Source organism: Flavobacterium sp. FPG59 (assembly GCF_002150205.1).
Taxonomy (GTDB): domain Bacteria; phylum Bacteroidota; class Bacteroidia; order Flavobacteriales; family Flavobacteriaceae; genus Flavobacterium.
Genome location: NZ_MTCA01000047.1, coordinates 1 through 19,784, shown reverse-complemented (window position 1 = coordinate 19,784; position 19,784 = coordinate 1). Strand labels below are relative to the sequence as shown.

Here is a 19,784-nt window from a genome sequence, read left to right as displayed (position 1 = left end):
CTGATATATTTACTATTTCTAGTCAAAAACAATTTGAAAAAATTGCTTTAAAAGTTTTTCGTTACCAATACGAAAACAACAAAGTTTATCATGAGTTTTGTAATTTTCTTAAAACAGATCCTCACAAAGTAAAATCTATACAACAAATTCCGTTTTTGCCTATACAATTTTTCAAGAGTCATGAAGTAATTTCTAATACCCATGAAATTCAAGAAACCTTTACCAGCAGTGGAACAACCGGAATGATCACCAGCAAACATCTTGTTACTGATGTTACATTATATGAAGAAAGCTACCGCAAAGGATTTTCAGAATTTTATGGCAACATTGAAGATTATGTTGTTTTAGCTTTGCTTCCCTCCTATCTGGAAAGAGAAGGCTCATCCTTAATTTACATGGTCAAGGATTTAATTGAACTTTCCAATCATCCTGAAAGCGGTTTTTACCTCAACAATCATGATGAGTTAATTACGGAACTTATCACTTTAGAGAAAGCTGGTCAAAATGTAATTTTAATCGGCGTCACCTTTGCTTTACTAGACTTAATTGAGAAACAACAATTTAAATTACAACACACCATCATCATGGAAACCGGTGGTATGAAGGGACGAAGAAAGGAAATGATTCGGGAAGAACTGCACGATCAACTCTGTGAAGGTTTTGGCGTTTCAGCCATACATTCAGAATATGGTATGACCGAATTACTATCACAAGCCTACTCCTTGGGAAATGGTGTGTTTGAGTGCCCTGCTTGGATGCAAATACTGGTTCGCGATACAGAAGATGCTTTGACTTATATTCCAGACGGTAAAACAGGTGGAATCAACGTGATTGATTTGGCTAACATCAATTCTTGTTCGTTTATCGCTACTCAGGATTTGGGCAAAAAAAATCCCAACAACTCTTTTGAAGTATTGGGACGTTTTGATAATTCAGATATTCGAGGGTGTAACTTGATGGTTCTTTAATCTTTATTACTTATTGCGAGCATGCGAACTATATTCTTGACATTTTTTTTACTCGTTGGTTTATGTACCAATGCGCAAAACACCGATATAGAAGTTCAAATAGATTCTATAACACATCACGATACATCTACTAGCGAACGAATCTTTACGGTACATTACCACATCAAAAACAAAGCAAAAAGTCTTATTTCATTAGTTTTAAATACTAAAGAGCTACGATCTAACATGTACAACTATTCGTCTTGGATTCCCTCGTACAGGCTGTTTCAAGAAAAAAAAATGATAGAAACGAATACTGTATTCGATTCTAAAAAAAGTGATGCAGTGCTTAAAAAAATAATGCAAGACCTAGAAAATAATCGCAAAGGTTTAGCTGATTATTTACTGAAACAGCAACAAGAATTAACAATTAAAACCAGTAAAAAAATCATAGAAAGTATTGTTACGTTTCAACCTAATGAAACAAAAAACTTTTCTGCAACATTGTCTTGGGATAAAAACCGGTATCACAAATTTGAAGACAATGAATATTTTTTAGATCAAAAAACCACTCATTATCTTGATTTGTTTTTGTATCTCAATAAAGAAGAATTAACCTCTACTCTGCTCCCAGAGGACTTAAAAATCATACTTAATGACCCAACAATCATTACTGGATGGATATACACTAACAAAGTAGAAATCAATTTTAGAGATTAAACCACATAAAAATTCCCAACAACTCATTGAGTTATTGGGAATTTTTTATAATTAGAATAGAGAATAATTTGTCTATCTCCTTAAACGACTCTCACAACAAAATAATTTTTCTTACCGCTTTGCAACAATACAAATTGATTGTTGATTAAGTCTTTGCTAGAAAGCACAAATTCTTCGGTAACTTTTTCACGGTTTACAGAAATAGAATTAGCTGTTAGAGCACGTCTTGCTTCACCATTCGATTTTAGAAATCCTGTTTTTTCGTTTAAAACGTCAACAATATTGATTCCCGCTTCGATTTCGTTTCTGCTGATTTCTGCCTGAGGAACTCCGTCAAAAACATCTAAAAATGTGGCTTGATCCAATTGTTTTAAATCATCTGAAGTTGAATTTCCGAACAAAATATTCGATGCTTTAATCGCATTTTCTAAATCATCTGCTGAATGTACCATCACGGTAATTTCTTCGGCCAAACGTTTTTGTAACAATCGCATGTGTGGCGCTTCTTTATGTTTTTCAGTTAACACCTCGATATCTTCTTTCGATAAAAAAGTAAAAATCTTAATGTATTTCTCCGCATCCACATCTGAGGTATTCAACCAATATTGGTAAAATTTATATGGAGAAGTTCTAACTGAATCCAACCAAATATTACCTCCTTCGGATTTTCCAAACTTAGTTCCATCTGCTTTAGTAATCAACGGGCACGTTAATGCATAAGCTTTTCCGCTAGCAATTCTTCGCACTAATTCGGTTCCTGTAGTGATATTTCCCCACTGGTCACTTCCTCCCATTTGCAACGTACAACTCTTGTCTCTGTACAAATGCAAGAAGTCATAGCCCTGAACCAATTGGTACGTAAACTCAGTAAACGACATTCCTTCGGCAGCTTCTGATGACAAACGTTTTTTCACAGAATCCTTAGCCATCATATAATTGACAGTGATATGTTTCCCTACATCACGAATAAAATCCAGAAAAGAGAAATTCTTCATCCAGTCGTAATTATTTACTAGTTCAGCAGCATTTGGCGCAGCCGAAGTAAAATCTAGAAAACGAGACAATTGTCCTTTTATCGCTTCTTGATTGTGACGTAATGTTGGTTCGTCCAATAAATTTCTTTCATTAGATTTACCAGATGGATCACCAATCATTCCTGTTGCACCACCTACTAATGCAAGAGGTTTGTGTCCTGCAAGTTGAAAATGTTTCAATAACATTACGCCCACTAAATGTCCTATATGCAATGAATCGGCAGTTGGGTCAATTCCCACATATGCCACGCGCATTTGTTCCATCAAATGTTCTTCTGTGCCCGGCATAACATCGTGGAGCATTCCTCTCCAAGTTACTTCTTCAATAAAATTCTTCATCTTTTTTAATCAATTTACTATCTTCGGTTCAGCCAACATGGCTTGGTGATTACAAAGATAAGAATTTCAATGGCAATGGCAATTTCAACACTAATTTCTAATTTAAACATAAAAAATAGTTTCAAAAATCACATTCAGATTTCTAATTTGGCTGAAAAATGGCATTGTCCTTGGCATTGATTTTACTACTTTTACAATATGATTTTAGTCACAGGAGGAACTGGTTTAGTAGGCGCACATCTATTGCTACATATTATTGAATCCCAAAATAGCGGGATGGAAAAAGTACGTGCCATTTATAGAAATAACGCATCAATAGAAAAAACAAAATCTGTATTTGCATTTTACAAAAAAGAAAAACTCTTCCAGCAAATAGAATGGGTTCCTGCAGATATTACTGATGTTCCGTCTTTAGAAATTACCTTTCAAAATATTAAAACCGTTTACCATTGTGCCGCCTTAATATCCTTTGACCCTGCGGATGAAAATAAACTTAGAAAAATAAACATTGAAGGAACCGCAAACGTGGTAAACTTTTGTATTGCTTACGGCATAGAAAAATTGTGCTTTATAAGTTCAATAGCAACACTTGGTGATTTATTACCCCACGAAAAATACATTTCAGAAGAAACAGAGTGGAACCCAGAACAAAACCATAGTGACTATGCCATTTCTAAATATGGCGCCGAAATGGAAGTATGGCGCGGTCACCAAGAAGGTTTAGATGTTATAATTATTAATCCTGGAGTTATTCTAGGTCCCGTACTAGATCACAAAGATTGGGAACAAGGAAGTGGTCAATTATTAACTCAAGTAAAAAAAGGACTAAAATATTATACAAAAGGCACCTCTGGATTTGTTGCCGTTATTGATGTTGTAAAAATAGCCATGAGTCTTATGGAAAGCACTATAAAAAACGAACGTTTTATTGTTATTGCTGAAAATATAACTTTTCAAGATGTACTTAATATTATGGCCGATACATTGCATGTACAAAGACCCAACACACATGCAAGCCCTTTTTTAATGGAACTTTTATGGCGTTTAGACTGGATATCATCTGTTGTTTTTAGAACCAAAAGAAGATTGTCTAAGATTACTGCAAAGGCAACATACACCCAAAACATCTATTCAAACCACAAAATAAAACAGCAACTCAATTTTAATTTTACAGCTGTAAAACCATATTTAAAATCGATTATTAAACCAGAAAAAAAAGTTTAATTTACGATCTCCGACTTTGTGGTAGCAACTGGCTTAATTTTATTTTTTTTAGCCTTAGCTTTCTTTTTATCAATAATAGCTAAGGAATCAGCTTTTTTAACATTCGCTTCTAAACGCTTTATTACTTTCTCATACATAGTTTTGTAGACCTCATCATCAGCGGCGTAGTACTGTGTGTTTTTTATATACTGGATACTATCTACCTTATACTTTTTAAAGATAAAAGCACTTGCATTGATTTTAAAAGAATCTAAAGAGGCCGGGTTTTGGTATTTTATGGCCTCTAAAACTGACAAATCATACATGATATCCACCATAACATCTTTCTCTATGAGCTTTTCAGGTTCGGGGATGCCATTATGGTCTTGACAACTAAATAAAAGAAGAAAAAATATTACGGAGATATAATGTTTAACCATGATAATTATCTTTCAAATTCTAAACGTTTTCCTGCGCGAATGTCCTTTACCTTGAATGCATTGTAAACTAATTGCCCATTAACAAAAGTATGTGTAATTCTGGATTTAAATGTAAACCCTTCAAAAGGAGACCAACCACATTTAGCCAAAATATTTTCTTTTTTTACGCTCCATGGCAAACCTGCATTAACAATAACTAAATCAGCATAATAACCTACTTTAATAAAGCCTCTTTTGTGAATTTTGAAAATCTTAGCTGGATTGTGACACATTTTCTCCACTATTTTCTCCACGCTAATTTTACCTTGATGATGTGCTTCAAACATGGCTACTACTGCGTGCTGCACTAATGGACCTCCTGATGGTGCATCCAGATATGATTTTTGTTTTTCCTCTAGTGTATGTGGCGCGTGATCTGTTGCAATCACATCAATTCTATCATCAAGCAAAGCTTCCCACAACACTTTTCGGTCATGAGCTGTTTTTACAGCTGGGTTCCATTTAATCAAGTTTCCTTTTGTAGCATAATCATCATTGGTAAACCATAAATGATGAATACAAACTTCGGCAGTAATTTTCTTTTCTTCGAGCGGAATTTTATTGGTAAACAATTCCATTTCTTTTGCCGTAGAAAGATGAAAAATATGCAATCTAGCACCTGTTTTTTTTGCAAGAGCCACTGCTTTTGATGACGAAATGTAACAGGCTTCTTCACTTCGTATTAAATGGTGTGCAGTAACTGGTATGTCCTCACCATACAACTCTTTATACTGAGCGGTATTGTTACGGATTGTAGTTTCGTCTTCGCAGTGTACGGCAATTAACATGGAAGTACTTGAAAATATCTTTTCGAGTGTAGCTTCATTATCTACTAACATGTTTCCGGTTGAAGATCCTAAAAAGATCTTAATACCTGCAACATTTTTAGGATTAGTTTTTAAAACTTCTTCTAAATTATCATTCGTAGCGCCCATCATAAAAGAATAATTGGCAAAAGATTTTTGGGAAGCCAAAACGTATTTTTGTTCTAATATTTCTTGAGTTACGGCATTTGGCACTGTATTAGGCTGCTCAATATAAGTGGTGATTCCGCCTGCTACAGCTGCCCTAGACTCTGATTCTATATCGCCCTTATGCGTAAGTCCTGGTTCTCTAAAATGTACTTGATCATCTATTGCTCCAGGAATTAAAAAATTTCCTTCGGCATCAATAATTTTACAATCAGAAGATTTAGCGCTAATACTTTCGGCTATTTCAACAATGATTTCATTTTCAATTAACACATCCCCTTCAAAAACTACCCCTTCATTTACAATTTTGGCGTTCTTAATTAAAATCTTATTCATATTCTGTTTTTATAGTGTGTTTATCATTTTTTTTAATCGCAAAGCAATTACACCAAATACAGCTTCTACAATGATGGAATTACTCATCTTAGATTGTCCTTTTGTTCGGTCAGTAAAGATAATAGGAACCTCAACAATCTCAAATTTTTTGCAATAGGTACGGTATTTCATTTCTATTTGAAAAGCGTAGCCCACGAATCGAATTTTATCTAAATTGATTTCCTCAAGTACTTTTCGCTTGTAGCAAACAAAACCAGCTGTAGCATCATGAATTTTCATTCCTGTAATCATACGCACATAAACTGATGCAAAATAAGACAATAATACCCTACTCAATGGCCAGTTTACCACATTTACACCAGTTACATAGCGAGATCCAATTGCTAAATCGGCATCGCCAAAATGACAGGCGTTGTAGAGTTTTTCTAAGTCTTTTGGGTCATGAGAGAAATCAGCATCCATTTCAAAAATAAATTCGTATTGATGACGCAATGCCCATTTAAAACCGTGTACATACGCAGTACCTAAGCCTGATTTTTTTTCTCTTTTTTCAAGAAATAAACGGCCTTCAAATTCTTTTTGGAGAAGCACTACTTTGTCCGCAGTATGATCTGGAGAGTTGTCATCAATTATTAAAACATGAAAAAGCTTGTGTTGTGATAGCACAACTCTTATGATGCTTTCAATGTTTTCAATTTCGTTATAGGTAGGGATTATAACTATACAATCGTTCATTTTTTTCAACTAAATTCAGTGCAAAAGTAACCATTTTATGCCATTTCAACCTTAATAAAATTATAATAAAAAGAATGATATAAAAATTAGTAATTTTGCAAGGCTATGATTGAAACCGTACTTCATCCAAGAATCATTGAGAACAAAGATTGGGCTACAGCACTATTTGTTCTTTCATTTGCTATAATAGCAATCACTAAATCTGTATTTGAAAATAGATTTGGTGAGTTTGCCAATCTTATATTTTCTAATAAATACATTAAAATATACCGTGACAGCAGTCATTTAATGAGTAGTTTTACTGTTGCACTATTTTTTGTACAAATAATTTCGTTTGCTTTTTTTATCCAGATTGCGTTAAGCCAATTTGGTTATGCATCAAAAACAGATTGGCTTTTATACATCCAAATTGTGACTTTTTTGATATTTTTTATATTATCGAAATACCTCATCGAAAAAATCATTGCTACATCTTTCAATATTGAAGAATTCATGGAGCAATTTAACCTTCAAAAAGTTACTTACCGAACCTATATAGGACTCTTAATACTTCCTATTAACATTATTTTATTCTATTACGATACAATTTCAAGAAATTTCCCCCTAGCTGTAATTGCTACAATATTGATAGCCAATATACTAACTTATTTGATTTCAATAAAAAATTATCAAAATATAATATTCGGTAAGTTGTTTTATTTTATTTTATATCTTTGCGCCTTTGAAATAGCACCCTATTATTTTATGTATTATTGGTTTACAAAAGGGGTTGCTTAGAAAACGTTAAATATGAAAGTGAAAACAATTTTGGTGTCACAACCCGAGCCTAAAGTGGAAAATTCTCCTTACTTTGAACTTCAACAAAAACACAAAGTAAAAATTGATTTCAGACCTTTTATTCACGTAGAAGGAGTAAATGCCAAAGAAATTCGACTACAGAAAATCGATCTTAACCATTACACGGCAATTATTTTAACGAGTAAAAATGCGGTTGATCATTTTTTTAGAGTAGCTGATGAAATGCGCTATAAAGTTCCAGAGGGTTTAAAGTATTTTTGTCAATCTGAAGCTATTGCTTTTTACCTTCAAAAATACGTTGTTTACAGAAAGCGTAAAATTTATGTTGGCCCAAAAGACTTTGCTGATTTATCTCCATTAATCAAAAAGTACAAAGACGAAAAATTCTTATTACCGGCTTCGGATCAATTAAATGCTGATGCACCAATAACGCTAAATGCTTTAAAAGTTGACTGGACTCCTGCTGTTTTTTACAAAACCGTAATGAGCGACTTATCTGATCTTGCTGATGTGTATTATGATGTATTGGCTTTCTTTAGTCCTACCGGGATAAAATCATTGTTTATGAATTTTCCTGATTTTGAGCAAAACAATACACGTATAGCGGTTTTTGGAAGTACTACACAAAAAGAAGCACTAGATCATGGTTTAAGGGTAGACATTCTTGCACCAACACCAGCAACGCCTTCTATGACTATGGCTTTAGAAAAGTACATCACAGAGGCTAATAAAGGAAAATAATTTTTTTTATAACATACACATTAAAGCCATTCGCAATCCGAATGGCTTTTTTTATACAACTACTTTAGCAACTACATTTCTTTAATCAACATTGCTCATAATAGTATTTATTGTAAATTTGGTTTTCAAAATCAACCAAATACCATCATCTTGTTTAAATTTATAAGCTATGAAAATAAATTCCTTAGTCGTAGAAATTGACGGAATCGATAAAGAAATTCTACGTGACCTCATGGAAGATGCTAGAAAACCTATTCTACAAATTGCGAATAAAATAGGAATTTCAGGAGCTGCCATTCACCAGCGTTTGCGAAAATTAGAACAATCTGGCGTTATATCTGGATCTAAATTTACAGTCAATAGCAAAATTCTAGGCTATAACACTATGGCATTTGTGGGTATTTATCTAGACAAAGCAGCCCGAAATGCAGAAGCCGTTAAGGATTTAAAGAAAATTCCAGAAGTTCTAGAATGCCATTACACCACTGGAAACTGGTCTATTTTAATTAAAATTATCTGTCGCGATAACGAACATTTGATGCAGCTACTCAATACCAAAATTCAAGCTATTGAAGGCGTTTCTAGAACTGAAACGTTTATTTCACTAGACCAGCAAATTGATAGACAAATTCAACTTTGAGGAAAGTGAGTTCTGAAAAGTGAAATGTGAGAGGTGTGAAATGTGAGAATTAAAATGTGAGCTATAAAAAAATCCAAACTCCATTAAAACTGGAATTTGGATTTGATAAGTAGTTATATGAAAGTTGAAGAATTAGTCTCTTCTTCCTCCCATATAAATCGAGATGTAATAAAACAAAGTTGCTATAGAGCCTAATGCTGCTACTACATACGTTCTGGCTGCCCATTTTAAAGAATCTTTGGCTCCGGCCTGTTCTTGAGGTGTAAGCATTCTTTTATTTTCTAACCAAGCCAAAGCACGATTACTAGCATCATATTCTACTGGCAAAGTAACTATTGAAAATAAAGTTGTTGCCGCAAAAATAATAATTCCCACTAATAACAAACCTGGAAAGGTTTTGATCATTAAAATTCCAGCCAGTAAAATCCACTGCATATAACTAGAGGCTACGTTTACAACAGGAACAAGTTTAGATCTCATGGTAAGCCACTCATACCCCACTGCATGTTGCACTGCGTGTCCACACTCATGAGCGGCTACGGCAGCAGCAGCGGCATTGCGCTGGTTGTAAACGGCCTCGCTTAAATTAACCGTTTTATCCGCAGGATTGTAGTGATCCGTCAAACGTCCAGGGGTTGAAATCACTCTTACGTCACGAATACCATTGTCCGCTAGCATTTTCTCTGCAATTTCGGCACCTGTCATTCCGTTTTGCAAATGCAATTTTGAGTAGTGTTCAAATTTGCTTTTAAGTCTTGAACTAACTAACCAGCTAAAAAGCATTATTGCTCCAGCTAGAATTAAATAACCCATTCCCATATCTTTGTTTTTTAGATTTTTATTAAAGTTACTAAAGAAATAGCAAATTCTGCACCATTTTTTGTTAATGTCAAATTGGCATCCGTTAAATAAAAGTCAAAAAAAATTCCAAACCCAATCGAGAAATTGGAATTTGGAATTTTAAATATTAAAATTGATAGGTTATCCTACCAAGTTAATAATTTTCCCCGGAACAATTATCACCTTGTTTGGTATTTTACCGTCTAGTTGCTTAATGGTTCTTTCGTCTTTCATTACGATTTCCTCAATTTGTGCTGCGGTTAAATCCAAAGGTAAAACTATGGTAAAACGCATTTTTCCGTTGAATGAAACTGGATATTCTTTCTCACTTTCTACCAAATGTTTTGGATCAAAAACTGGGAAAGAAACTGCTGCTATCGATCCTTCATGACCTAGCAAAGACCATAATTCTTCGGCGATGTGAGGTGCATAAGGCGAAATTACAATTGCTAAAGGTTCTAAGATATCACGAGAATGACAGTTTTGAGTAGACAATTCGTTCACACAAATCATAAACTGTGAAACCGAAGTGTTGAAAGAGAATCCTTCAATATCCTCAGCTACTTTCTTGATGGTTTTATGCAATGATTTCAAGTTGTCTTTCGTTGGTGCGTCATTGGTAACAATCAAACCATTATCATCGAAATACAAACGCCATAATTTTTTCAAGAAACCAAAAACTCCCGAAATTCCTGCTGTATTCCAAGGTTTCGCTTGTTCTAATGGCCCTAAGAACATTTCATACAAACGCAAAGTATCGGCTCCGTATTCTTCACAAATAGCATCTGGAGTCACTACATTGTATTTGGATTTCGACATTTTTTCAACCTCGCGACCAACGATATATTTTCCGTTTTCGTCTAAAATAAATTCCGCATCTGCATAATCCTCTCTCCAAGCTTTAAACCGTTCTACATCTAATTCATCAGAAGAATTAACCATGGAAACATCAGCATGAATTGGATTTAAAACTATTTCCCCATCAAGAAGCATAACATTATCTAAACTAAATAAGTTATTCAAAATATTTTGAAGTTCCTTTTTTAAAGTATTTTTATCAATATTTTTGGAAACGAATATATTAGGCAATTTACTTTCGTCAAATATATCTGGATTACCAATAACTCCCCACATTACTCTATACACAAATGCACTTGTTCCCAAAATCATCCCTTGATTGATCAATTTTTTGAACGGTTCTTCGGTTGGTGCAAAGCCTTTGTCTTTTAGGAATTTGTTCCAAAAACGAGAGTACAACAAGTGACCAGTTGCGTGTTCGCTTCCACCAATGTATAAATCTACACTTTCCCAATAGGCTAGCGCATCTTTGCTTGCAAATTCGGTTTCGTTGTGCGCATCCATATAACGCATCCAATAATACGAACTTCCCGCCCAACCTGGCATGGTATTCAATTCAAGAGGAAAAATAGTTGTATCATCAACCATACTCGTTTCGACCACTTTGTTGTTCACACTGTCCCAAGCCCAAACTGCAGCGTTTCCTAAAGGTGGTAAGCCATCTTCGGTTGGTAAATATTTCTCCACCTCAGGTAAAATGATAGGCAAATGCTGCGCATCAATCATTTGTGGCAAGCCATTTACATAATACACCGGGAAAGGCTCACCCCAATAACGCTGGCGAGAGAAAACTGCATCACGCAAACGATAATTTATTTTCCCTTTTCCTTGATTTATTTTTTCTAATTCCTCAATAACTTTTTGAGTTCCTTTTTTATAATCTAATCCATTTAAAAAATCAGAATCGACTAATTGAAACCCTTCTTTGGCTCCAAAAGCCGCTTCCGAAATGTCTTGATCAAAGATATTTTTGATGGCTGGCATTCCGTTTTGCCCTTTGAAGAAATTCGCAAAAGCATAATCTCTCTCGTCTCCACAAGGAACCGCCATTACCGCACCTGTTCCGTATCCCGCCAAAACATAATCACCAATCCAAACCGGAATTGGTTCTTTCGTAAACGGATGTTCTGCAAAAGCTCCTGTGAATACTCCCGAAATGGTTTTCACATCAGCCATTCTCTCACGCTCAGAACGTTTTGAAGTTTTTTCAATGTAAGCTTCTACTTCTGCTTTTTGTTCGGCAGTAGTGATTTCTTGAACCAAAGGATGCTCAGGTGCCAAAGTCATAAACGTAACCCCGAAGATGGTATCGGGTCTTGTTGTGAATACTTCAATGAAAGAGTCCTTAGTCCCTAGTTCTAAGTCTGAAATTTGCTTTTCACTTTCGACTTTCGACTTTTGACTTTCGACTTTAAATTTAACCATCGCACCGACTGATTTCCCAATCCAGTTTCTTTGACTTTCTTTAATACTTTCGCTCCAGTCGATATCATTTAAACCTTGCAACAAGCGTTCCGCATAAGCCGAAATTCGCATGCTCCATTGTGTCATTTTTTTACGAACTACTGTAAATCCACCACGTTCTGAAACTCCGTTTACAATTTCATCATTGGCCAAAACCGTTCCTAATCCCGGACACCAGTTAACTTCCGTCTCCGCCAAATACGTCAATCTGTATTGCAAGAGGATTTTCTCCTGAGTCTCTTTTGCGAAAGCGTTCCATTCTTCGGCTGAAAAAGGATCTATATTTTCATCGCAAACTGCATTGACAGTTGCATTACCTTCTTTTTCAAACAAGATAATTAAGGTTGCAATATCTTCTGCTTTATCGCTGTTTTTATTGTACCACGAGTTAAACAACTGAATGAAAATCCATTGTGTATGCTTGTAATAATCAGGATTTGAAGTACGCACTTCGCGACTCCAATCAAAAGAGAATCCTATTTTGTCTAATTGCTTTCTGTAACCCGCAATTTGGTTTCCTTCTTTATCCACACCACCGTCAATATTCACACGAGTAGTATCTTCTGGACGCTGACCGGTTTGAATAGCGTATTGCTCAGCAGGCAACCCAAAACTGTCGTAACCCATAGGATGCAATACATTAAAACCTTGGTGTCTTTTATATCTAGCAAACACATCAGAGGCAATATACCCTAGCGGATGCCCTACGTGTAAGCCCGCTCCAGATGGATAAGGAAACATGTCAAGAACGTAATATTTAGGCTTATCAGCGTTGTTTTCGGCTTTGAATGTTTGGTTTTCTTGCCAGTATTTTTGCCATTTGGCATCAATTTCGTTGGGATTGTATTTCATTCCTATTTTTTATTTTTGTTTAAATGGAGTCATGCTCTCGTACACTCAAGTCATTTTTATAAAGTTCTGAGCAACTGAGTAACAAAGGTTCTAAGTTTTATTGCGATGACTATTTTTAGGTGCCAAATTTACGTTTATTGTACGAAAGTTAAAACTTTGAGCGTTATTAACTTTAAATAAAGAATTTCTTTATTATTTTTACCCAATAATTTCAATAAACTATGAGTTCTTCATTTGATAATTTTCAAAAACGCCGTTTAATTTCCTCTTATTTTTCAGTAGTATTAAGTGTATTTTTAGTCTTATTTCTGCTAGGAATCTTAGGATTATTTATCATTAATTCAAAAAAATTAGCCAATGATTTTAAAGAAAACATTGCTATGACTGTTTTCTTTAAGAATGAAGCTAATGATACTATTGTGAAACAATTTGATGCACAGTTAAAAAGTAGTCCTTTTGTAAAAACGTACAAATATGTAACTAAGGAAGCCGCTGCAAAAGAACATACAGATATTATAGGTGAAGATTTCATGACTTTCCTAGGCGAAAACCCTTTGCAAAACTCGTATGACATTCACTTAAAAGGAGACTATGTAGAAAAAGACAGCATTGCAAAAATAGAATCTGGTCTTAGGAAAAATGTTATGATATCTGATATTGTATATGACAAACAACTAGTTAATTTAGTGAATGACAATATCAAAAAAGTAAGTATGTGGATTTTGATAGTGAGCAGTTTTCTTGCAGTTATTGCCGTTTTATTAATCAACAGCTCTTTGCGTTTATCTATATACTCTAACCGATTCATTATTAAAACGATGCAAATGGTGGGCGCAACAAAATCTTTTATTCGTAAACCGTTTGTAATGCGTAGTATAAAACTAGGCGTTATAGGTGCACTACTAGCAGTAGTAGCCTTAATAGGTGTTTTGATTTATGTAGAAACCAGTTTTCCTAACCTTGGTATTCTTGATGACAAAGGACTTATAGCATTAGTTTTATTAGCTGTTTTAGGCTTAGGAGTTTTAATAACTTGGTTGAGCACTTATTTTGCCACACAACGATTTTTAAATTTAAGAACTGACGACCTTTATTAGTATTCAGAACTCAGTCGCAGTTCTCAATTAAAGAGTTAAGTAAAAAACAATAGCATAAAAATGAAAAATAAAGATACAAAATCAGAATTCCTTTTTGATAAAATAAATTATAAAATCTTATTAATAGGTATTGGAGTCATTGCCCTAGGTTTTATTCTAATGTCAGGCGGAGGCAGTGAAGATCCAACAGTTTTTAATGAAGAAGTATTCAATTTTAGAAGAATTAGACTAGCGCCAACAACCGTTTTAATAGGTTTTGGGATAACCATTTACGCTATTTTAAAAAATCCAAAAAAAGCATAAATGAATACATTACAAGCTTTTTTGATAGCTATTATTGAGGGATTGACTGAATATCTTCCGGTATCATCAACGGCGCATATGGTTTTTTTGAGTTCTTATTTTGGAATACAAGAAGACGATTTTGTGAAACTGTTTCAAGTTTCTATACAATTTGGAGCCATATTGGCTGTAGTAGCATTGTATTGGAAAAAATTCTTTGATTTTTCTAAAGTTAATTTTTACCTCAAACTGGTTTGTGCTGTAATTCCTGCACTTGTCTTGGGGAAACTATTTGATGATAAAATAGAAGCAGTTCTTGGAAATCCTATCCCAATTGCGATTGTTCTTATTTTAGGCGGTGTTGTTTTACTATTTATTGACAGTCGTTTTCAAAACCCAACGGTTTTAAAAGAAGAAGATATTTCTATAAAAAAAGCAGTAACCATAGGTTTCTGGCAATGCTTGGCTATGATGCCAGGAACTAGCAGATCTGCCGCATCAATTATAGGTGGAATGCAGCAAGGTTTATCCCGTCATGCTGCTGCAGAATTTTCTTTTTTTCTAGCGGTTCCAACTATGATGGCAGTGACCTGTTATTCTGTGTTTTTAAAAACGTATGAAAGTTCACAAATGAAAGGCTACGAACTCATTTTGAAATCAGATCAAAACATTCAGCTCTTCTTAACTGGTAATGTGGTAGCCTTTATTGTTGCTGTAATTGCCATAAAGTTTTTTATTGAAATCATAAAAAAATATGGATTTAAGCCATGGGGCTGGTACCGTATTATTGTGGGTGTGTTTTTATTAATTTACTTTTCGTATTTAAAATAATTTCTATTGAAAACAGCTGATGAGTACCTAGAAGGTCAAATTTTATTGATTGACAAACCTTTGCATTTTACTTCTTTTCAAGCGGTAAATAAGCTTAAATATGCTTTAATTAATAAAGTAGGTTTGCCAAAAAAATTCAAAATTGGCCATGCCGGAACCTTAGATCCATTAGCAAGTGGTTTATTATTAGTTTGTACCGGAAAATTCACCAAACGAATTACAGAACTTCAAGGTCAAGCCAAAGAATACACAGGAACTTTTTACATAGGGGCCACAACGCCATCCTATGATTTAGAAACAGAAATTGACCAAACCTTCCCTACTGCACATGTCAACGAAGAATTAATTCACGAAACAGTAAAACAATTTCTTGGAGAAATTGATCAAGTACCTCCTATTTTTTCGGCAATAAAAAAAGACGGTGTACGCTTGTATGAGCATGCACGTGCTGGAGAAAGCATTGAAATTGCAAGTCGCAAAACTACCATACACGAGTTTGAAATTACTCGAATTGCCCTTCCTGAAATAGATTTTAGAGTAGTTTGTAGCAAGGGAACTTATATTCGTTCTTTAGCGTTTGATTTTGGAAAAGCTATGCAATCTGGCTCTCACTTAACGGTTTTAAGACGCACAAAAATAGGCGATTATGATGTTAAAAACGGCATTAACGTTCTTGATTTTGAAGAAAGTCTTACCTCAAACACCCTTTAAATGAGGTTAATCATTATTTTATTATTGTTTCCTTTTTTTGCTTTTTCCCAAAACAAAACACGTTCCTTCATTCAATTTGATGTTTCCATACCCATTAAAGGCAATCAAAACAATGGATCGCAAAACAACAATCAACAATCTAATAATAGCTGGTTTCTGCCAGATGGTATTAACAGTAAAATAGGCATTGGTTTAGAACCAAAAAAATGGATAGCACTAGGAATACACTCTGGAATAGACTGGACATGGTCAGAAAAAATTGTTCTAGTACCCGTTTTTGCTAATCTTAGATTGAGTCCAAAAATTAGTGATGAAACTCGTATTGCATTACAACTTGGGCTAGGAAAAGGTACTGCTCTTGGAAGAGGAGCATTAAATGGTACTTACAAAAAAATAAGCTTAGGAATTCAAAATGATGATGATTTAGTTCTATTTATAGAAATGAGCCATTATGACATTGCTTTTAAAGATCAAAAAGAAACTGGGAGCATTAGTTTAGGACTATCCTTGATAACTTTTTAGATAGCAAAGCTATTTACAATAAAAAAAACACATGATAAATACACTATTTGTTTTATCATGTGTTTTCATTTTCAAGACCTATAGTTTTAAACTAACTTATACTAAAGGTCACAGTCATTAGTTAATAATTAGGCAAATGTTTTCCACCAAAAAGTGCAAAAGATAGGTAATCATAAACCCTTTCTAATAATTTTTTCATAATAATGTTTTTTATTGTTAGACAACATACAAACACCTATAAAAAAAGCAAACTAAAAAGTAGACTTGGTTAGCAATGAGCAAGTTACGATTATTTTTTTGATTTAAAACTAAAAAAATCAAAAAAATTTTAAATCCGTTTAATGTATCCCGCTAGACGTTGATTTCATTAAACTAGAGGGTACTTTTATCAAGTTCACGCATTAAATTAATCAATTCGTTTTGAGTAGATAGTCCCTTATCGTGGTGGTACCAGAGTTGTAAATTTGTTTTTAGGGTTTCATCAATTACGCCAAACTCTTTTTTATAATTCAAAACTAGATTTGTTGCCGCTTGTGGTCTTGGTCCCCAATGTCCTAAAACTCCACCCGTTTCTTTTTTGATAATTACTAGAATTGGTATGGAACGTGCTTTATTTGTTAAGAAACAATCCATAAACTCTAGGTTTTCATCTCTAAGTACAATTTTTAAATCAATCTTGTCCGTTGCTTCGGCCATTTTATGATAAATAGGTAAAAGTTGAGCAGCATCGCCACACCAACCCTCAGAAATCACTAACCAAATGTACTCCTCTTGTAATGCTTGTAGCTCTTGAATGGTCCTTTCAGTAAGTACAATGGTTTTATCAAGGCGTTTCATTCGAGTCTCATTAAGTTCGCTATAATGTGTTAAATCAATAGACTGCGTGAGTCCAGTAGACTTTTTTTCTAATAATAAATCGGTGATTTTTTTTCTATATTCGGCATAAGAAAGACTATTGAACAAGGCTTTGGCTACAGGAATTTTCATGATATTTAATTTGTTTTTACAAAGCTACCACAAAAATTGATTTTTAAAGTTGATATATATCATTCTACATTCTCTAAAAAAGAGTAATTTTAGCACAAATAGTGAATATGGATTTCAAAACACAATCAATAGGACTTGTTCTTTCGGGAGGAGGTTCAAAAGGTTTAGCGCATGCAGGCGTGATTAAATTTCTAGAAGAGCAAGATATAAAACCCAGCCAAATAGCAGGTACTAGTGCGGGCTCTATTGTAGGCGCTCTTTATGCTTGGGGTAAAACCCCCGAAGAAATTTTAGAGTTTTTTAAATCTATTTACCTTTTTCATTGGAAACACTTAACTTTTAAAAAAGCGGGATTGATAGACTCAGAGTCGTTTAGAGTTTATTTTGAATCTATTTTTAAAGATGCCACATTAGGTGATATGAAAATTCCAGTACAAATTACAGCCACAGATATGGTACGAGGCAAACTCAAAATTTTTGGACCAAGTACAAAGATTGTAGATGCCATATTAGCCTCATCAGCATTTCCTGGTATTTTATCCCCATATGAAATTGATGGTAATATTTACAGTGATGGCGGCATTCTCAACCATTTCCCTACAGATGTTTTACAAGGACAATGTGAAACCATAATTGGAATTTATGTGAGTCCCATTCAAAAAATTGAAGCTAAGGATTTACGTTCTATCAAAGCAGTTACTACACGCGCCTTTGACATTCTTTCGGCTAACTCAAACATTCATAAATTTAATATGTGTGATTGGGTAATTGAACCTAAGGATTTATGTCTTTACAGCACCTTTGAAACTAGTAAAATTAAGATGGACCAAGTATTTAATATTGGCTACCAAGCTGCAAAAAAATCCTTTGAAAAACTTAGTTTATAAATTACAATCAAGATTATATTAAAAAAAAAGAAAATTCTATATTTGCACCAATCAACGCAACACACACATGAAATACAAAAGAATTCTACTGAAATTAAGTGGGGAAGCTTTAATGGGCGACTTACAATACGGAATTGACCCAAAAAGACTTGCTGAATATGCTGACGAAATCAAGCAAATTCATAACAAAGGAGTAGAAATTGCCATTGTAATAGGTGGTGGAAACATTTTTAGAGGAGTAGCTGGTGCTAGTGCAGGAATGGACAGAGTACAAGGAGATTACATGGGGATGCTAGCAACGGTAATAAACGGAATGGCATTACAAGGCGCTCTTGAAGAAAAAGGAATGAAAACCCGTTTGCAAACAGCCTTAAAAATGGAATCTATTGCAGAGCCTTATATTAAGAGAAGAGCCGACAGACACCTTGAAAAAGGTAGAATTGTAATTTTTGGAGCTGGAACAGGAAACCCGTATTTCACAACAGATACTGCAGCGGTTTTGAGAGGAATTGAAATCAATGCTGATGTCATCCTAAAAGGAACCCGCGTTGATGGTGTGTATGACTCTGATCCAGAAAAAAATGCATCAGCAGTAAAATTTGATTTTATTTCTTTTGAAGACGTGTTGAAAAAAGGATTGAATGTAATGGACACAACGGCTTTTACACTAAGTCAAGAAAATAAATTACCAATCGTAGTTTTTGACATGAACAAAGTAGGGAACTTGCTCAAAATTTGCGAAGGAGACAATATAGGAACCGTAGTTAATATATAATAAACAGTCATAAGGAACAACTGCTACAATGGCAAAACTGTACTGAGACTGAAAACTGAAAACTGAAATTATGACTGAAGAAATTGATTTTATATTAGATAGTACACAAGAATCCATGATAGGATCTATTGCTCATTTAGAAAAAGAATTCTTAAACATTCGTGCCGGAAAAGCATCACCTGCTATGTTAGGAAGTGTTTTTGTGGATTATTACGGATCAGCAACACCATTATCTCAAGTATCAAAAATCAGTGTTCCTGATGCTAGAACCATCACGTTACAACCGTTTGAAAAAAACATGTTACACCCTATTGAAAAAGCAATTATGATTGCTAATCTTGGTTTTAACCCAATGAATAATGGGGATGTAGTAATTATTAGCGTTCCTCCCTTAACAGAAGATCGTCGTAGAGATTTAGCCAAACAAGCAAAGTCAGAGGCCGAAGATGCTAAAATAGGGATTCGTAATGCGCGTAAAGATGCCAATACCGAAATCAAAAAATTAGAAAAGGACGGTACCTCAGAAGACATTTGTAAAAGTGCGGAAGAAGAAGTACAAAACTTAACCAACAGTTTTATCAAAAAAATTGATGAACTATTAGTAGTTAAAGAAGCCGAAATCATGAAAGTATAAACCTTTCTTACAAATATTTTAAAACCGCCTTGTTATGAACGAGGCGGTTTTTTTGTACTATATTAGGACGCAATGTGTTTTAAAATAAAGCTATATATAGA

Annotated in this window: 21 protein-coding genes; 14 read left to right on the top strand and 7 right to left on the bottom strand. The window is 34.3% G+C overall.

Annotation, left to right across the window (positions count from 1 at the left end):
* Both FPG59_RS06720 and FPG59_RS06715 read left to right on the top strand, forming a co-directional pair.
* On the top strand, positions 1-968 hold a 968-nt coding region (locus FPG59_RS06720; protein ID WP_086453855.1), incomplete at its 5' end, for an acyl transferase.
* Between the two features lie 36 nt (positions 969-1,004).
* Entirely contained in the window at positions 1,005-1,667 is a 663-nt protein-coding gene (locus FPG59_RS06715) for a hypothetical protein (protein WP_140344600.1), read from the top strand.
* An 80-nt stretch (positions 1,668-1,747) separates the two neighbouring features.
* Here FPG59_RS06715 and tyrS read toward each other — a convergent pair whose 3' ends face one another.
* Positions 1,748-3,040 (bottom strand): tyrosine--tRNA ligase, encoded by a 1,293-nt coding sequence (gene tyrS, locus FPG59_RS06710; RefSeq protein WP_086453853.1) that lies wholly within the window; start codon positions 3,038-3,040, stop codon positions 1,748-1,750.
* 198 nt (positions 3,041-3,238) lie between these two features.
* On the opposite strand from tyrS, the gene FPG59_RS06705 reads away from it, so the two are divergent.
* Positions 3,239-4,264: an NAD-dependent epimerase/dehydratase family protein gene (locus FPG59_RS06705; RefSeq protein ID WP_086453852.1), complete on the top strand. Its 1,026-nt coding sequence runs from the start codon at positions 3,239-3,241 to the stop codon at positions 4,262-4,264.
* Here FPG59_RS06705 and FPG59_RS06700 read toward each other — a convergent pair.
* From FPG59_RS06700 to FPG59_RS06690, 3 genes are read right to left on the bottom strand one after another with little or no spacing between them, the layout of a single operon-like run.
* Positions 4,261-4,683 (bottom strand): DUF4296 domain-containing protein, encoded by a 423-nt coding sequence (locus FPG59_RS06700; RefSeq protein WP_086453851.1) that lies wholly within the window; start codon positions 4,681-4,683, stop codon positions 4,261-4,263. The genes FPG59_RS06705 and FPG59_RS06700 overlap by 4 nt on opposite strands.
* A gap of 5 nt (positions 4,684-4,688) precedes the next feature.
* Positions 4,689-6,029 (bottom strand): dihydroorotase, encoded by a 1,341-nt coding sequence (locus FPG59_RS06695; protein ID WP_086453850.1) that lies wholly within the window; start codon positions 6,027-6,029, stop codon positions 4,689-4,691.
* A 9-nt stretch (positions 6,030-6,038) separates the two neighbouring features.
* A complete protein-coding gene (locus FPG59_RS06690) occupies positions 6,039-6,764 on the bottom strand; it encodes a polyprenol monophosphomannose synthase (RefSeq protein WP_086453849.1) in 726 nt (241 codons plus the stop codon).
* Between the two features lie 105 nt (positions 6,765-6,869).
* On the opposite strand from FPG59_RS06690, the gene FPG59_RS06685 reads away from it, so the two are divergent.
* From FPG59_RS06685 to FPG59_RS06675, 3 genes are all read left to right on the top strand, one after another.
* Positions 6,870-7,541: a DUF4271 domain-containing protein gene (locus FPG59_RS06685; RefSeq protein ID WP_086453848.1), complete on the top strand. Its 672-nt coding sequence runs from the start codon at positions 6,870-6,872 to the stop codon at positions 7,539-7,541.
* A gap of 12 nt (positions 7,542-7,553) precedes the next feature.
* Positions 7,554-8,303 carry a uroporphyrinogen-III synthase gene (locus tag FPG59_RS06680; protein WP_086453847.1) on the top strand — a complete coding sequence of 250 codons (750 nt, stop codon included), beginning with the start codon at positions 7,554-7,556 and terminating at the stop codon, positions 8,301-8,303.
* Positions 8,304-8,472: 169 nt separating this feature from the next.
* Entirely contained in the window at positions 8,473-8,943 is a 471-nt protein-coding gene (locus FPG59_RS06675; RefSeq protein ID WP_086453846.1) for an Lrp/AsnC family transcriptional regulator, read from the top strand.
* Positions 8,944-9,075: 132 nt separating this feature from the next.
* Here the strand turns inward: FPG59_RS06675 and FPG59_RS06670 are convergent, their stop codons facing one another.
* Entirely contained in the window at positions 9,076-9,762 is a 687-nt protein-coding gene (locus FPG59_RS06670; RefSeq protein WP_086453845.1) for a zinc metallopeptidase, read from the bottom strand.
* A gap of 162 nt (positions 9,763-9,924) precedes the next feature.
* Positions 9,925-12,957 carry a leucine--tRNA ligase gene (locus tag FPG59_RS06665; RefSeq protein WP_086453844.1) on the bottom strand — a complete coding sequence of 1,011 codons (3,033 nt, stop codon included), beginning with the start codon at positions 12,955-12,957 and terminating at the stop codon, positions 9,925-9,927.
* A 221-nt stretch (positions 12,958-13,178) separates the two neighbouring features.
* Between FPG59_RS06665 and FPG59_RS06660 the strand changes: the two genes are divergently transcribed.
* The 5 genes from FPG59_RS06660 to FPG59_RS06640 are packed head-to-tail and all read left to right on the top strand — an operon-like array spanning position 13,179 to position 16,400.
* Complete coding sequence (locus FPG59_RS06660; RefSeq protein ID WP_086453843.1) at positions 13,179-14,054, top strand: ABC transporter permease; 876 nt, start codon at positions 13,179-13,181, stop codon at positions 14,052-14,054.
* A 60-nt stretch (positions 14,055-14,114) separates the two neighbouring features.
* Entirely contained in the window at positions 14,115-14,357 is a 243-nt protein-coding gene (locus tag FPG59_RS06655; RefSeq protein WP_086453842.1) for a DUF3098 domain-containing protein, read from the top strand.
* Positions 14,358-15,167: an undecaprenyl-diphosphate phosphatase gene (locus tag FPG59_RS06650; protein WP_086453841.1), complete on the top strand. Its 810-nt coding sequence runs from the start codon at positions 14,358-14,360 to the stop codon at positions 15,165-15,167. It abuts the gene before it with no gap.
* Positions 15,168-15,173: 6 nt separating this feature from the next.
* A complete protein-coding gene (truB, locus tag FPG59_RS06645; protein ID WP_086453840.1) occupies positions 15,174-15,878 on the top strand; it encodes a tRNA pseudouridine(55) synthase TruB in 705 nt (234 codons plus the stop codon).
* On the top strand, positions 15,879-16,400 hold the full coding sequence (locus tag FPG59_RS06640) for a hypothetical protein (RefSeq protein ID WP_254906658.1): 522 nt from the start codon (positions 15,879-15,881) through the stop codon (positions 16,398-16,400).
* Between the two features lie 372 nt (positions 16,401-16,772).
* Here FPG59_RS06640 and FPG59_RS06635 read toward each other — a convergent pair whose 3' ends face one another.
* Entirely contained in the window at positions 16,773-17,387 is a 615-nt protein-coding gene (locus tag FPG59_RS06635) for a thioredoxin family protein (protein WP_086453839.1), read from the bottom strand.
* Between the two features lie 107 nt (positions 17,388-17,494).
* On the opposite strand from FPG59_RS06635, the gene FPG59_RS06630 reads away from it, so the two are divergent.
* The 3 genes from FPG59_RS06630 (at position 17,495) to frr (ending at position 19,683) form a co-directional block, all read left to right on the top strand.
* Positions 17,495-18,274: a patatin-like phospholipase family protein gene (locus tag FPG59_RS06630; RefSeq protein WP_086453838.1), complete on the top strand. Its 780-nt coding sequence runs from the start codon at positions 17,495-17,497 to the stop codon at positions 18,272-18,274.
* Between the two features lie 67 nt (positions 18,275-18,341).
* The gene (pyrH, locus tag FPG59_RS06625) at positions 18,342-19,049 is read left to right on the top strand and encodes a UMP kinase (protein ID WP_086453837.1); all 708 of its coding nucleotides are present in this window, start codon (positions 18,342-18,344) and stop codon (positions 19,047-19,049) included.
* Between the two features lie 70 nt (positions 19,050-19,119).
* A complete protein-coding gene (gene frr / locus FPG59_RS06620; RefSeq protein ID WP_086453836.1) occupies positions 19,120-19,683 on the top strand; it encodes a ribosome recycling factor in 564 nt (187 codons plus the stop codon).
* Positions 19,684-19,784 lie beyond the last annotated feature (101 nt).

What these genes read in the sequence shown, in the direction of transcription:
- FPG59_RS06640 (WP_254906658.1), top strand. Translation starts at nt 15,879, where the DNA reads ATGAGGTTAATCATTATTTTATTATTGTTTCCTTTTTTTGCTTTTTCC.
- FPG59_RS06655 (WP_086453842.1), top strand. Translation starts at nt 14,115, where the DNA reads ATGAAAAATAAAGATACAAAATCAGAATTCCTTTTTGATAAAATAAAT.
- FPG59_RS06685 (WP_086453848.1), top strand. Translation starts at nt 6,870, where the DNA reads ATGATTGAAACCGTACTTCATCCAAGAATCATTGAGAACAAAGATTGG.
- frr (WP_086453836.1), top strand. Translation starts at nt 19,120, where the DNA reads ATGACTGAAGAAATTGATTTTATATTAGATAGTACACAAGAATCCATG.
- pyrH (WP_086453837.1), top strand. Translation starts at nt 18,342, where the DNA reads ATGAAATACAAAAGAATTCTACTGAAATTAAGTGGGGAAGCTTTAATG.
- FPG59_RS06690 (WP_086453849.1), bottom strand. Translation starts at nt 6,764, where the DNA reads ATGAACGATTGTATAGTTATAATCCCTACCTATAACGAAATTGAAAAC.
- FPG59_RS06630 (WP_086453838.1), top strand. Translation starts at nt 17,495, where the DNA reads ATGGATTTCAAAACACAATCAATAGGACTTGTTCTTTCGGGAGGAGGT.
- FPG59_RS06700 (WP_086453851.1), bottom strand. Translation starts at nt 4,683, where the DNA reads ATGGTTAAACATTATATCTCCGTAATATTTTTTCTTCTTTTATTTAGT.
- FPG59_RS06660 (WP_086453843.1), top strand. Translation starts at nt 13,179, where the DNA reads ATGAGTTCTTCATTTGATAATTTTCAAAAACGCCGTTTAATTTCCTCT.
- FPG59_RS06680 (WP_086453847.1), top strand. Translation starts at nt 7,554, where the DNA reads ATGAAAGTGAAAACAATTTTGGTGTCACAACCCGAGCCTAAAGTGGAA.
- FPG59_RS06695 (WP_086453850.1), bottom strand. Translation starts at nt 6,029, where the DNA reads ATGAATAAGATTTTAATTAAGAACGCCAAAATTGTAAATGAAGGGGTA.
- FPG59_RS06705 (WP_086453852.1), top strand. Translation starts at nt 3,239, where the DNA reads ATGATTTTAGTCACAGGAGGAACTGGTTTAGTAGGCGCACATCTATTG.
- FPG59_RS06635 (WP_086453839.1), bottom strand. Translation starts at nt 17,387, where the DNA reads ATGAAAATTCCTGTAGCCAAAGCCTTGTTCAATAGTCTTTCTTATGCC.
- FPG59_RS06650 (WP_086453841.1), top strand. Translation starts at nt 14,358, where the DNA reads ATGAATACATTACAAGCTTTTTTGATAGCTATTATTGAGGGATTGACT.
- FPG59_RS06665 (WP_086453844.1), bottom strand. Translation starts at nt 12,957, where the DNA reads ATGAAATACAATCCCAACGAAATTGATGCCAAATGGCAAAAATACTGG.
- tyrS (WP_086453853.1), bottom strand. Translation starts at nt 3,040, where the DNA reads ATGAAGAATTTTATTGAAGAAGTAACTTGGAGAGGAATGCTCCACGAT.
- FPG59_RS06670 (WP_086453845.1), bottom strand. Translation starts at nt 9,762, where the DNA reads ATGGGAATGGGTTATTTAATTCTAGCTGGAGCAATAATGCTTTTTAGC.
- FPG59_RS06675 (WP_086453846.1), top strand. Translation starts at nt 8,473, where the DNA reads ATGAAAATAAATTCCTTAGTCGTAGAAATTGACGGAATCGATAAAGAA.